The sequence below is a fragment of the Gemmatimonadales bacterium genome (assembly GCA_030697825.1).
Classification (GTDB): domain Bacteria; phylum Gemmatimonadota; class Gemmatimonadetes; order Gemmatimonadales; family JACORV01; genus JACORV01.
The window spans coordinates 1-12,334 of the sequence record JAUYOW010000010.1 but is presented as its reverse complement, the minus strand read 5'-3'; the positions used below and the strand labels follow the sequence as shown (position 1 = coordinate 12,334).

Annotated in this window: 11 protein-coding genes, 2 tRNA genes and 1 rRNA gene; 7 read left to right on the top strand and 7 right to left on the bottom strand. The window is 65.4% G+C overall.

Annotation, left to right across the window (positions count from 1 at the left end; genetic code table 11):
* The first annotated feature begins 8 nt into the window (after window positions 1–8).
* The 3 genes from rph (at window position 9) to Q8Q85_00325 (ending at window position 1,436) form a co-directional block, all read left to right on the top strand.
* On the top strand, window positions 9–677 hold the full coding sequence (rph, locus tag Q8Q85_00335; protein MDP3772693.1) for a ribonuclease PH: 669 nt from the start codon (window positions 9–11) through the stop codon (window positions 675–677).
* Window positions 674–1,309 (top strand): non-canonical purine NTP pyrophosphatase, encoded by a 636-nt coding sequence (locus Q8Q85_00330; GenBank protein MDP3772692.1) that lies wholly within the window; start codon window positions 674–676, stop codon window positions 1,307–1,309. Before rph ends, Q8Q85_00330 begins: the two co-directional genes overlap by 4 nt.
* Before the next feature lie 53 nt (window positions 1,310–1,362).
* A tRNA-Pro gene (locus tag Q8Q85_00325) sits at window positions 1,363–1,436 on the top strand.
* A gap of 242 nt (window positions 1,437–1,678) precedes the next feature.
* Here the strand turns inward: Q8Q85_00325 and Q8Q85_00320 are convergent.
* Entirely contained in the window at window positions 1,679–2,041 is a 363-nt protein-coding gene (locus tag Q8Q85_00320; GenBank protein MDP3772691.1) for a DUF5684 domain-containing protein, read from the bottom strand.
* A gap of 170 nt (window positions 2,042–2,211) precedes the next feature.
* Here Q8Q85_00320 and Q8Q85_00315 point away from each other — a divergent pair, with 170 nt between their 5' ends.
* Window positions 2,212–2,784, top strand: a complete 573-nt coding sequence (locus Q8Q85_00315; protein ID MDP3772690.1) for a transposase — start codon at window positions 2,212–2,214, stop codon at window positions 2,782–2,784.
* 956 nt (window positions 2,785–3,740) lie between these two features.
* Here the strand turns inward: Q8Q85_00315 and Q8Q85_00310 are convergent.
* From Q8Q85_00310 to Q8Q85_00285, 6 genes are all read right to left on the bottom strand, one after another.
* A complete protein-coding gene (locus Q8Q85_00310) occupies window positions 3,741–3,995 on the bottom strand; it encodes a hypothetical protein (GenBank protein MDP3772689.1) in 255 nt (84 codons plus the stop codon).
* 136 nt (window positions 3,996–4,131) lie between these two features.
* The gene (locus Q8Q85_00305) at window positions 4,132–4,326 is read right to left on the bottom strand and encodes a hypothetical protein (GenBank protein ID MDP3772688.1); all 195 of its coding nucleotides are present in this window, start codon (window positions 4,324–4,326) and stop codon (window positions 4,132–4,134) included.
* 1,574 nt (window positions 4,327–5,900) lie between these two features.
* The gene (locus Q8Q85_00300) at window positions 5,901–6,287 is read right to left on the bottom strand and encodes a hypothetical protein (protein ID MDP3772687.1); all 387 of its coding nucleotides are present in this window, start codon (window positions 6,285–6,287) and stop codon (window positions 5,901–5,903) included.
* Between the two features lie 429 nt (window positions 6,288–6,716).
* Window positions 6,717–7,448, bottom strand: a complete 732-nt coding sequence (locus Q8Q85_00295; protein MDP3772686.1) for a hypothetical protein — start codon at window positions 7,446–7,448, stop codon at window positions 6,717–6,719.
* A 168-nt stretch (window positions 7,449–7,616) separates the two neighbouring features.
* The gene (locus Q8Q85_00290) at window positions 7,617–9,161 is read right to left on the bottom strand and encodes a hypothetical protein (protein ID MDP3772685.1); all 1,545 of its coding nucleotides are present in this window, start codon (window positions 9,159–9,161) and stop codon (window positions 7,617–7,619) included.
* 240 nt (window positions 9,162–9,401) lie between these two features.
* On the bottom strand, window positions 9,402–10,298 hold the full coding sequence (locus Q8Q85_00285; GenBank protein MDP3772684.1) for an MBL fold metallo-hydrolase: 897 nt from the start codon (window positions 10,296–10,298) through the stop codon (window positions 9,402–9,404).
* 193 nt (window positions 10,299–10,491) lie between these two features.
* On the opposite strand from Q8Q85_00285, the gene Q8Q85_00280 reads away from it, so the two are divergent.
* The 3 genes from Q8Q85_00280 to Q8Q85_00270 form a co-directional block, all read left to right on the top strand.
* Entirely contained in the window at window positions 10,492–11,310 is an 819-nt protein-coding gene (locus Q8Q85_00280) for a serine/threonine-protein kinase (GenBank protein ID MDP3772683.1), read from the top strand.
* An 81-nt stretch (window positions 11,311–11,391) separates the two neighbouring features.
* Window positions 11,392–11,465, top strand: a tRNA-Arg gene (locus Q8Q85_00275).
* 284 nt (window positions 11,466–11,749) lie between these two features.
* A 16S ribosomal RNA gene (locus Q8Q85_00270) occupies window positions 11,750–12,334 on the top strand; the annotation flags it as partial.

The following is a 12,334-nucleotide window of genomic DNA, read 5'->3' as shown; positions in this document are numbered from 1 at the left end:
TACGGCCGGTGACGTTGGAGCGCGGCGCCAACCCCTACGCGGAAGGCTCCTGCCTGGTGCGCATGGGCGGGACGCTGGTGTTGTGCACCGCGTCGGTGGAGGCCGGGGTGCCGGGGTGGCGCAGGGGCAGCGGCAAGGGCTGGGTCACCGCCGAATACGCCATGCTTCCGCGTGCCACTCTTCAGCGGACCTCACGCGAACGGCAGGGAGCGGGCGGCCGGACTCACGAGATCCAGCGCCTGATCGGCCGGAGCCTGCGCGCGTCGCTCACCGGCTTCGACTTCGGAGAGCACACGATCCGCGTGGATTGCGACGTCCTCCAGGCCGACGGCGGCACCCGCACCGCGGCCGTCACCGGCGCCGCCGTCGCGCTCGCGGACGCGTGCGCCTGGCTCTCCCGCACCGCCGGCGTGGCAGACCCGTTCGCGCGGCTGGTCGCCGCCGTGAGCGTCGGAATCGTCGAGGGCGAGCCGCGACTCGACCTGCCTTATGCGGAGGACCGCGTCGCGGAAGTGGACGCCAACGTGGTCGTCGCTGAGCCCGACGCGTTCGTGGAAGTGCAGGGCACCGGCGAGAACGGGACGTTCAGCCGCACCGACCTCGATCAACTGCTCGATCTCGCGATGGCCGGCGCTGCGCGCCTATTCGCCATGCAGCGCGCCGCTCTGGGCCGGTGAACCAGCTCCTCCTCGCTACCCGCAGCGCTGACAAGGCCCGCGAGATCGGCGAAGTACTCAAGTCAGCCGGCGCCGGCGTGGAACTGCTGTCGCTCGATGGGGCGCGCGTCGCGTGGAGCTCGAAGGAGGAGGCGATCGAGGAGTTCGACTCGTTCCTCTCCAACGCGCGCGCCAAGGCCGAGTACTTCGCCAAGCTCACCGGGCTGCCCACCGTCGCCGACGATTCGGGTCTCGAGGTGCTCTCGCTCCTCGGAGCGCCGGGAGTGAAGTCCAAGCGCTTCGCGCCGAATGCGGGATCGTTGGCGGGGAAGGAGCTGGACCAGGCGAACAATGGAGAACTCCTGCGGCGTCTCCTGGGCGCGGACGCCTCGCGCCGCCGCGCTTCGTACGTCTGCGTGGCGGTGTTAATCCGGCGCCCGAACGCGGTGCCGGAATCGTTCGCCGGCCGCTGCTGGGGACGCGTCCTCGACGAGCCGAAGGGCACCGGCGGGTTCGGCTACGACCCGTTGTTCTTTCACGAGGGGCTCGGCAAGTCGTTCGGCGAGGCCGCCGCCGAGGAGAAGCACGCCGTCAGTCACCGGGGAGAGGCCTTCAGGCAGGTAGCGGCGGCGCTGGTCGCCAGGCCCCTGTAACCTGTATACTTGTAACCGCTGCAACTCTGCAACGCTGCAACTCTTGGCGAGTCCGGGGCGTGGCGCAGTCCGGTAGCGCGCCTGGTTTGGGACCAGGAGGTCGCGGGTTCGAATCCCGTCGCCCCGACTCTGTAAGCGAAAGCCCGCCGCGCATTTGCGTGCGGCGGGCTTTCCTATCCCTCGGCGAACTATGCGAACACTATGCGAACTTCTCGCGGCGCGAGCGGCGTCCGCGCCCAGGCCGGACTGACTCCCCTTTGCGGGGGTCAAGCTGCGGCGCGGCCAAACCATGATCAAGTCGGAGCACCGCCGGTTGGCCGCGCCGGCAGCTTCATGCCCTTGACCGCCAGTGGCCAGCGCGGTCCGCCTCTAGCCAGGCGTGGCGGTCGGCCCGGTTGAGCTTGAGGCACGGTATTGGGCGTCGCCGAAGCCAAGGATCGGAAAGAAGATGAATCCAAGGAGCGCCAAGCCAACGCCGAAGCCCGTCCCCTTCCCGAACCGCTCTGCCACCGCGATCGACACCAGAATCCCCACGATGAGGTTCACGACCGGGATGAGCAGGAGGAGCAGCCACCAGCCGGGCTTGCCGGCGATCGCGAGTACGACCCACGCGTTATAGATGGGGACCAGGCACGCCCATCCAGGCTTGCCCGCTTTCTCGAAGGTCTTCCAGACGCCGGCGATGACAACGACGATTACCGCGAGCCAGACCAGAAAGAAGAGCTTGCTCATAGCGCCTCCGCCACGTCGAGGTGGGGTGCCAAACACCACGCCCCGGGAGAACCCCACGGCGGCGGCGTGCGTGACGCGACAATGTTACGGTCTGAAACGAGGGAGCGGAAGACCCGACCAGTGACCATGTTGTGCCGCTGGCGGCATAACGGACAGGGCCGGCGCTGCCGTTGCCGGCCCTCCTGGACGCCGAGGTGGCGCCGCTGCGCGTCCTCCTGGGGCCGCTCAACGGCGAGATCGTTGCCGCCGACGCGCGCTTGGCCTCCGTGGTCGCCGGCGATCCGGTCGTGACCCAGCTGTGCACCGCGCCGGGCATCGGGCCGGTGACGGCGGTGGCGTTCGTGGCCACCCTGGACGTCGTGACGCGGTTCAAGAGCGAGCACCAGGTCGAAGCGTACCTCGGCCTGACGCCGCAGGAGTACAGCTCCGGCGAGCGGCAGCACCGGGGGCGGATCAGCAAGACCGGGAATGTGCGGATGCGCTACCTGCTGGTCACGCACGCGATGTCCTATGGTGGTGTCGCCGACCCTGCACCGTGTTGGAGTCTAAAGTTCGCTCGCATCTGTCCGGCTCCGAGGGCGGGTGCGTCAACGACGTTTCGAACATTCGGACCAGAAAGCGCGACCCCACGAATCTCAGAGCGTCGGGCTCGGGAGAGCCGGGCCCGAAACCCGATTCGAATGCCAGGACCCTCCACGCCGTCAGCTCGTGAAAGAGACTGGATTCCATCGAGATGCCAGTAGCCGACACCTGACGAATCAGCGCGCGAAAGTACACCGTTCCAGACTTCATCCACTTCGGACTGGGTGGCACCAGCCTTGAGATACACGATGAGGTCGGGTGGTGGGGTGGACAGCGACCGCAGCATGAAGAAGAGAGCGAAAGCGACAGCTATGGTAATGAATGCTCCTGTCGGCCACGTGCCTTTGCGCCAGAAAACAACAACTCCAACGAGCGCGACGAGAAAACCCACGGTCCAGCAGTAGAGCACCGGCACGCTGAATGCCCCGATCCATGGACCGAGGACGGCCGCTACGATCGCGGTCCATGTCCATCCCAGAAGAAGGGCTACGAGTGCGGCCAGACCAAGGACTGTATACGATGACCATTGTAACGAAACGCGACGCAGAAGCAGCGAGGCGGGAATGACAATAGCAGCCGCTGGGGCTGTCCAGAACATGAAGGCTGTAAGGTCTCCCGCCCCGAACCAATCACGGAGCCATAGGAAGACAATGGCAGTGGCCACGGATGCGGCAAAAAGGATCGCAGAACCAAGGATGGCCGTCATTGCTTTGCTACCTCGGTTCACGAAAAGTCCTCCTGTCCAGCTAACTCGGCCTACACCGTGCTTATGCGACAAATCGGCGCATAACTCGGCGCGCAACAGCCCGGGTCGACGCTCGGGTGATAACTCGGCCCCGTAGCCGAGTTAGCCTGCCAGACTCGCGATGATATGCAGCGGCCGGTGCCGGCGCCACCGTACCCCGGGGTCCGGGCGCACCGACGCCGTTCAAGCTGCGCTCAGGCCGCCAACGGGGCAAGCCGGCCCGGGCGCGCGCCCCAGTTCCCGCGGCCTGTCCACCGTACCCAAATGATGCGCAAGTCGCAGCTCAATCCGTCACCGAAGCGTCCCGTCCCGCGGCGATCATGTTGCCCCACGAGGCCGCATGCTCGTGAACCCCCGAGAGAGGTGGCTACATCACTGGCACTTCGGCTCGCTTTCGTTCTGGCCCGCGATCGGTGCGCTGGCGCTGCCCACGTAGATGCCGCACGTCTTGTCCGTGCCGTTGTGTGACGCCGTGGCGGCCCAGCCCGTGCCGGTAGCGGACGTGATGGAGACGCTCACGGCGGCCGACGGCTCGAAGTCGATCGCGGTCGTCGAGGATGTGTACGACACCTGGTCGGCGAAGTAGAACTCCTCGGCGGTCACCAGGTTGCGCAAATCGCTCTTCATCTCGGCGACATACGCCTTCCCGTCTCCGCAGCCGCACATCGTCGGGACGAAGCCGCCCGCGAAGAACAAGCCGACGACGGCAACGCTGACGACCGGAGCTACCGGGCTGATGAGGCTCGGCAGGCGGCGGCCGCGTCTACCGGTGCGGCCAGTCGGGGCAGCAGGCGGCGGCCATCTGCGTCGAGTCTCTCGTAGTGTCCCCGTCGTCCGCGGCGCCACAGTCGACGTCGCCGGCTCCCATGTGGTCGAAGCCCTGCAGGAGAAGACAGGAATAGTCGTTGCCACAACGCTGTATGCTCACGTACATCACGTTCGTCAGATCTCTTGGCATGTTCTCTTCCGTCACATCTGGAAGCCGAAAAGCATTCCGGATCGCCGCCTCATCGACACCAGACTTGAAGCTGAGGGAAACCCCCTGAAGGTCGCCATGCTCCCACGTCAGGTCTATTCCCTGGATCTGGCCGCCGACCCTGGGCACAAGCCCCTCCGGGAAGGCAGGGCCCCGATAGTAGTTTTCGGTGTCAGTGCAAGGATTCCCGGGTGGGCTGATGGGCGAGGTGCAGTTGAACTGGGGAGTCCTGGCGATTGGCTCGGCGGCGTCCCGCTCGGCGATACCTGGCTGTCGAACGCCCCGAACACTGTCAGCGCCTCGGCTAGGAAGCCCGGCACTTGGGCGGGCGCGGAGAGCTTCCAGCCGCGGCAGATCGTCACCCCGCCGCGATGGGCCTGCACCGACCAACCCTGGTTCGCGGCGAAGAACGCCAGCATCGTCGGGTCGAACACACGCCGGACCGCCGCCTCGTCCGTGCCTCGCAGCAGGTAGTGATTCGAGAACTCTTCGTTGTCCGAGAAGGCGATGTACTGCTACGCGGCGAGGAGCCGTGGAGTCCTCGTCTACTCACGATAAACCAGGCGCCTCGACTAGGAGGCGCCATGCCATGGAGGGAGACGTCACGTGTGGACGAGCGACTGCGCTTTGTGCAGGACGTGGACCGGCCCGGCTGGCCGGTGGCCGAGGTCTGCCGGCAGCTTCAAGCGCTTGACAGGGCACTTCTTAATGGTGTTGGGCCGCGCCTCACTGCGTCCCCCCGTCATCAGCGGAATAACAGGACGGCTCGACATCATATCCGAGATAGTAGTATCGATTCCACACACGCCTGCCTGTGATAGGTGCGCCGAGCCAGGCCTCGAAGTGTAGCCCTTCCCCACTCGTGCAAACGCGAAAGGAGAGTACTTCATCGCGTGGGCCGAGCTGTGCATGGACAGAGTCACCTCGCACTGTGAAGCGGTCGATGGGGGCAGCGACCGCGAAGTAGACTGGCCCGGGTGTGATCGTGTCCCTGATGAGCGTCAGCGTGTAAAGCGAGTCGCCGCCCTCTTGAACTCCGACGCCAGTGGAGTCGACGCAGGAGCGGGCAGACGCAGAGGCAATTTGAGCTGGGAAGGCCGTCGCCGCCCGTTCTCCTCCCGCGAAGGGGACTGAAACGAGTGTGACAACTGTACCTGGTGAAAGAGTGGCGGGGATGGCAAGGCAGACCTCACCGCTGCTGCGCGCCTGGGCGAGGCCAATGATAGTGTCGTAGTTGACACTCGCGATAGTGGACGCGGCGGGTGTGGTCTGAGCAGGTGGAGAGTCGGCTCGCGAGGATGGTGCCCTCTGAGACTCGCCGCTGCGATCGGAACAGGCAGAGAAGGCCACACCGATCACGGTGGCGGAGAGGCACAATGGGTTGCGAATCGAGTGCTTCATGCGTGAACCGGCGCCTCCGTGCGCCACTGGCGTTGGCACGGAACGCCCATGCCTTGTTGGCAAACCTATGCTGCCCCAGCCCGCCCCGCCACAGAACGGCAACCTGCACGACGCCGGACCCGGCGGCGCGCCGTCAACTCCAACCGGCACCGGCGTCACGAGCATGGGTGTTCACCGTGCAGAACTACGTTTTCAGGGCCCGCGACTACGTCGGTCGTCATGAGTATCCAGCCCCGCACGCCCGGTGGATCGAGCGTAACATGGACCCACCAGATCTGCAGCGGCGGCCGAAGGAGGCGCGCCCCATGGCGCCCAGTGGAATCCCAGAACTCGGATACCCGAAGCGTCTCTTCGCGGACGCGTATGCGGCGCAGGCCCTCACCGAGATAGTCGAGCAGAAACAAGGTGTCACCCGCGGCGAAGCTGAAGTCCGACTCGGGATCATCGACGGCGGAGTCAACCACCGCGAGACCGATCGGAGTGACGACGACGATGCCACTGTCTGCGAGGATGACCTCGCGCGGAGAGACCTGTGCGACCACCGGGCTACCCAGCGAAGGGGTGCGGTGGACCTCAGCGGCCGTAGCGAAAGCCCAGCGGCCGTACCGGCAACACTCAAATGGGCAGGTGCCGTGCGCCACATACTGATCGGGCCCGAGCGCGAGCGTCGTGTCAGCGCGTGGCGCCGAAGCTCCCGTAGAGTCGCCTGGCAGGGTCGCTGCGGGCGCTGAGCGCCCGCTTGTCTGGGATTGTTCACGGCACCCGAGCAATACCGCGCCAACAAGCAATAGTGTCAGACGAGCTGTAGCCATGCTGAGCCGCTCCCTAGAAAACATGTGCACGGCGACGCCGACGAGCGGCATCTCCGCGAAGCGCGCGAACTCCCGATCGTGTTCGCGCCAGAGGGACTCCAGCCGCTCGAGCACCGGGCGCGGTGTCCCGAGGACAGCCGGCCGGCATCGCCGAGTCCTTCACCGCCGCGTCAACTCGCCGAGCACGTTGAGGGCTTCGGCGAGGAAGCCCGGCACTTCTGCGGGCGCGTAGAGCCTGTGGCCGCGGAAGATCATCGCTGCCCCGCCGCGGGTCTGGACCGACCACCCCTGGTTCGCGGCGAAGAACGCCAGCATCGTCGCGTCGAACGTACGCCGGATCCCCGCCTCATTCGTGCCTCGCAGCTCGTAGTGCTTCGAGAACTCCTCGTTCTCCGAGAAGTTGATGTCCTGGTAGCCGAACACCGCTTGGATCTTCTCACCCAAAGCCCCCAAGCCCGGGGCCAGCTCGAAGTCCGGCAGCCCTTTCGCGCCGTCCGGGAATACGGCCAGCGTCTCGCTGTACTTCGAGCGGATGCCGTAGAAGTGTTCCATCACCGTGACTGGGTGCTCGGCCAGCGACCCCGTCATCAGGCCCCGACCCGTGCCGCCGGACAGCGCGAAGTGGGGGAAATCGCCGAACCGGGCGCCGAGTTCCCGGACCTCAGTGTCCTCGAAGGCGAATCCGAGGACTTCACAGACGTGCCGCAGCTTAGCTGTGTGTTTCCTGCTCTGGCGTACGCCGAGGTAGACGAGGGGGATGACCACGAGCAACACCGGACCGAAGAGAAGGAGGGCCAGGCCGGCGACCGGAACGGCCCACTTCCAGTTGTGTTTCCACCACAACTTGGAAAGCAACCGCTTCCACGACACGGTTGAAGGCGGACGGTCCATGCCGGACCTTCGGGGAAGAGGTGCGCCCAACCAACAAGAAGCGTCAGAGCGAAGCCGAGCGAGCTTCCAAGCGCGGGGCAATCCTACCTATCGGTCTAGGATACGGGCCGGCATCGGTGGGCGCCATCCCCGAGTGCCGCCATCCCTTTTCCTGTTCGCCCCACCGGGCTACACGCCTACCACCCTCGCATGGATACCGGTGCGCCAGTCGGCGCGCTCCAGGTTCGGAATACGGTCGGTGCGACTCACTAGCTCCGCGTACTGGCCGAGTCCCTGCTCGTATTGCTGATGGTAATACTCGGGGAGCGCTTCCGTCCGTCCTTCGTGGAACGCGCGGAAATGGGGATCCGTGCGAAGCATCTCGAGGATACGAACGAACCCGGCAATGCGCGAGCGCGTGCCGACCGTGCGCGACCAGTGCAGGAGTTTCACGCGCCAGTTCGTTGTGGTCGCCAGGCGCCGTTTGAGCATCGCCGGCGTCGAGGCGTGCGCGAACAGCTCGATCAGTTTCTCGTAGTAGTCCACCGGCTCGTAGTGCTTCAGCGTGGTCACCAGGTACGGTGCGTAGTAGAAGCCGAACGGCATGGCCATGAGGATGCGGCCGTTGCGCATGAACTCGTCGTAGAGCGGCGTTCCGCCGAAGGGGACCGGAATGTTGATCGCGGGCCAGGCGAACGGCGTGCCGTCCATGAAGAGCTTGGTCAGCTCGATGGGCGCGCGGCCGATGTCGGTATCCAGCCCGAAGATGAAATTGGCCTGGAGGTACAACACGTTTTCGTGCAGCTGCTGGAAGTGGTCAACGACGCGGTTGACCTTCTCGACGCCGCCTTGGCGCCCCACGCCCGCCTTGTTGGAGTAGTCGGTCCACGATTCGACGCCCGGAGCTACGAACACGCAGTTGGTGTCCTTCAGGCGCTTGAGCCGGTCGCCGCGCAGGATCGAGAGCGAGCTCTCCATGATGTAGGGAATGCGCTCGTTCACTGGGACCGCCTCGAGAACATCGAAGACCTCGTCGAACTTCACGGCGAAGTTCGGATCGTGAAAGGAGATGGGTGTGCCCGGGAGCTTCTGGGCAACGAACCGCAGGTCGGCGGCCAGGCGATCGCGCGGCAGCGCACGATACGGGTTGTTGTGATCGATGCAGAAGTTGCACGAGTAGGGGCAGCCCATGCTGGCCAGCATCGGAACGGACGTCAGCGGAGAACCCAGACGGTTCCAGAAGAAGGCTGAGGCCCGAATCTCCGGCAACCGTTCTTCCACCGGTGGCAGGTCATCGAACGGTCGCGCGCTCGATATCACGGAGCCGGGATCGAACTGCCCGGCGAGAATGTCGGCAATGAGCGTCTCGTCACACTCTTTCACGACCAGGTCGAAGAACCTGAGGCAGTCGAGCGGAAACGCCTTGGCGTGTGGCCCACCGATCACGGTCCGTGTGCCGGCCCTGGCGTAGATGGCGCCCAGGGCGTAGGCGAGCGGGCTCGCCTGCGAGTAGCAGCAGATGAAAACCACGTCCAGGTCCGACGGCAGCAACCGGTGCGCGTGGCCCACGCCGTAGTAAGTTGCGTAGTACGTATCGTGGCCCAGCCGGCGGCACCACACTGAGATTGCCTGTGGGGTAACGCTGGCGAACTGCTTCGTAAACAGCAGGCGATAGAAGTTCTCTGCCGGTCGGCGGGTTGGCAGCGCGAGAATGTCGAGGATCCCTACGCGCATGACGCTACTCTCTCGAGGTGGGGAGGTCCCTCACGGCCGCCTATCGGACGAGCGGCGCGCCGAGCGGCGATAAGCTCATAGTCCTCGCGGAATAGGGCGCAGAGCGGAGTGCCGTTCCGAGCGGCCCCAATCTACGCCCCAGCCCGCCAACGCGCTACGAGGGATTCAGGTCGTGCCGCCACAGGCCGAGGGCGTCTGCCACGAAGATGGACATGATAGGGCTAGAGCGTTGCTCAACGCCTAGTAGCCATCCAAATCGTTCCCGAACACCACCCGGCCGCTGAACCCGGCGCGGATGTCCGCGAGCACGTCCCCCTCGGTGCCGCTCCACAATAGCTGATGGTAGAGCACCAACAGCCCGGGCCGCGCGCGCGCCGCGATGCGGCCCAAGTCGGGCGCGGAGGTGTGGAAACTGGCGTGGTAGCGCCGCCATAGAGGCTCTCGGCGTTCCCAGCCTACCTGCGAGTAGACCTCGTGCACTAGAACGTCGCACCCGTTGCAAGCCTCCACGACGGCATCGGTCGCGCGGGTGTCGCCGGAGACGACGATCGAGCGATCGGCGGTGTCGAAACGGAATCCGTACGCCTCCAGCCAGGAGCCGTGCTCCACCAGGAACGCCGTGACGCGGATGTTGCTGTCCGCGTAGATGAGTCCCGGTCGGATCTCGTGGGCGTTGACCTGATAGCCGGTGCGGTTGGCGTGCTCGAGGCCTTCGGTGCGCATCCGGATGTCCTCCCGGAAGGCGGCCACGAGGTGGGCCGTCATCGCGCCAATGCCTGGTGGGCCGTACACCTCGAGCGGGGCGGCGCGCTCCAGGACCCATGGGGTGAAGATGAGGTCGGTGAGGCCGACGGTATGGTCCGAGTGGAGGTGGGTGAGGAAGACGATCTTGAGGTTGGGCGCCGCGAGCGCGGCGATGCCGCGACGCTGAGCGGCAGCCGCCCGCCGGACCAGACCGGGACCTGCGTCCACCAGATAAGCGCTCCCGTTCACCACCACCGCGACGGCGGGTCCCGAGCGATCGGGATCGGGGTTGGGCGTGCCGGTGCCCAGGAGCACGACCTGGGTGCCCTGGGCTAGAGCCGGGGCCGCCGGAGCGGTGAGGATCGCGAGCGCGAGAGCGAGTGAGCGAGTCATGGGCCCAACCTACGCGTTTTTCTCAACTCTTCAACGCTTTTCTCTCTTGAACCTTCAACGCCCTTGCCTCTTCGACCCTCAACGCCATTCTCTCTTCGATCGTCCCTCCGGCTTGCGGCTTCACGCGGTTTCCCCGACTATTGCCCCATCCCCGCAGCGCCGGAGGTGCGCTATTCCGCGCGAGCTGCTCCCGATGGTGCGCCAAGCCCTGGGCGACCGCTACGCGGTGGATCGAGAGATAGCGGCCGGTGGAGCGGCGCGGGTGTTCTTCGCTCGGGACCAGGGCGGCCGGGCGGTGGCGCTAAAGGTGTTGCGTCCGGAGCTTCTCCCCAGCATCACCGCGCAACGGTTCCTCCGCGAGATCAGCGTCCTCCAGAAGCTCGACCATCCCCTCATCGCTCGGCTCCTGGACTACGGAGAGGCCGGGTGGTTCCTATACTACGTGATGGAGTACGTGGACGGGCCGACGCTCCGGCAGTACCTCGACCAGCACAAGCAGGCGCCTATCGAGCCCACGCTGCGCGGCTCGCGGGAGCTCCTCGACGCGGTGGCGCACGCGCACGCCAACGGGATAATGCACCGGGATGTGAAGCCGGAGAACATCGTGCTCGCGCCGCGAGGGGCGATTCTGCTCGACTTCGGCATCGCGCGCGCCGTCCAGGTTTCTGAGGGCGAGCGCGTCACCCGGTCCGGGTTCACCGTCGGGACCTCGCCTTACATGAGCCCCGAGCAGGCGGCCGGCAGTGCCGAGATCGATCATCGTAGCGACCTTTACTCGCTGGGATGCGTACTGTTCGAGAGCCTGGCCGGGCGGCCGCCGTACCAGCACCAGAGCGAGGCGGCGTTGCTGGAGTTGCACCAGAAGGCCGCGATCCCCGACGTGCGGGAGTTCCGGCGGGAGGTGTCGAAGCCTCTGGCCAGGGTCCTCGCTAAGACGCTCGCCAAGGCGCCCAAGGATCGCTGGCAGTCGGCGAGCCAGCTGAAGGCGGCCCTCGAGAAGCTGACGGGCTGACCGGGACGCCTCGGTGTTATAGATTCAGGCCGTCTTTCCTGCGCGTCTGCGCGTCGGTGCGTCTGCGCGTCTGTCTTTGCTGCGCCAGTAGCTCAGCTGGATAGAGCGGCAGCCTTCTAAGCTGCGGGTCGGGGGTTCGAGTCCCTCCTGGCGCGTTCCGCATCGTGGCCCCTGGCCGGGGTGATTCCGCCTGCCGAAGAGCCCCTAAATCCGCCTTGGTTGGGGAGTTGACTTGCCCCAGCTCCCCCTCTATTTTGATTGTCTGACCGCGAGTTTTTCGCGCGGACTGTTCTTTGATAATCGAATCGGAGAGTGCGGAACTCGTGTGGCCCCGCTCTTACCGTAGTGCTCTCAGAGGTGCTGCGGGAGGGGACCAATTCTGAGTTTTGTAAAGTGATTCGGACAGCTGAACACAGTTGTTCGGACGAGCTGATTCAAACTCTTGGAGAGTTTGATCCTGGCTCAGGACGAACGCTGGCGGCGTGCCTAACACATGCAAGTCGTACGGGCCTGGGGGCAACTCCAGGTCAGTGGCGAACGGGTGCGTAACACGTAAGCAACATGTCCGACGGTGGGGGATAGCCGGCCCAACGGCCGGGTAATACCGCATGAATTCGCCTGGGACATCCCGGGTGATGAAAGTGGGGGCAACCTCACGCCGACGGAGTGGCTTGCGGCCTATCAGCTAGTTGGTGAGGTAATGGCTCACCAAGGCTACGACGGGTAGCTGGTCTGAGAGGATGACCAGCCACATTGGGACTGAGACACGGCCCAGACTCCTACGGGAGGCAGCAGTGGGGAATATTGCGCAATGGGCGAATGCCTGACGCAGCGACGCCGCGTGTGGGATGACGGCCTTCGGGTTGTAAACCACTGTCGGAGGGGACGAAGGCCCGGCGGCTCATACCCGACCGGGATTGACGGTACCCTTAGAGGAAGCACCGGCTAACTCCGTGCCAGCAGCCGCGGTAATACGGAGGGTGCGAGCGTTGTCCGGAATCACTGGGCGTAAAGGGCGTGTAGG

Bases quoted from the DNA above. Each gene is read 5' to 3' on its own strand.
- Q8Q85_00310 (MDP3772689.1), bottom strand. From the start codon at position 3,995: ATGAAGAGCGATTTGCGCAACCTGGTGACCGCCGAGGAGTTCTACTTC.
- Q8Q85_00285 (MDP3772684.1), bottom strand. From the start codon at position 10,298: ATGACTCGCTCACTCGCTCTCGCGCTCGCGATCCTCACCGCTCCGGCG.
- Q8Q85_00305 (MDP3772688.1), bottom strand. From the start codon at position 4,326: ATGCCAAGAGATCTGACGAACGTGATGTACGTGAGCATACAGCGTTGT.
- Q8Q85_00320 (MDP3772691.1), bottom strand. From the start codon at position 2,041: ATGAGCAAGCTCTTCTTTCTGGTCTGGCTCGCGGTAATCGTCGTTGTC.
- Q8Q85_00280 (MDP3772683.1), top strand. From the start codon at position 10,492: ATGGTGCGCCAAGCCCTGGGCGACCGCTACGCGGTGGATCGAGAGATA.
- Q8Q85_00290 (MDP3772685.1), bottom strand. From the start codon at position 9,161: ATGCGCGTAGGGATCCTCGACATTCTCGCGCTGCCAACCCGCCGACCG.
- Q8Q85_00295 (MDP3772686.1), bottom strand. From the start codon at position 7,448: ATGGACCGTCCGCCTTCAACCGTGTCGTGGAAGCGGTTGCTTTCCAAG.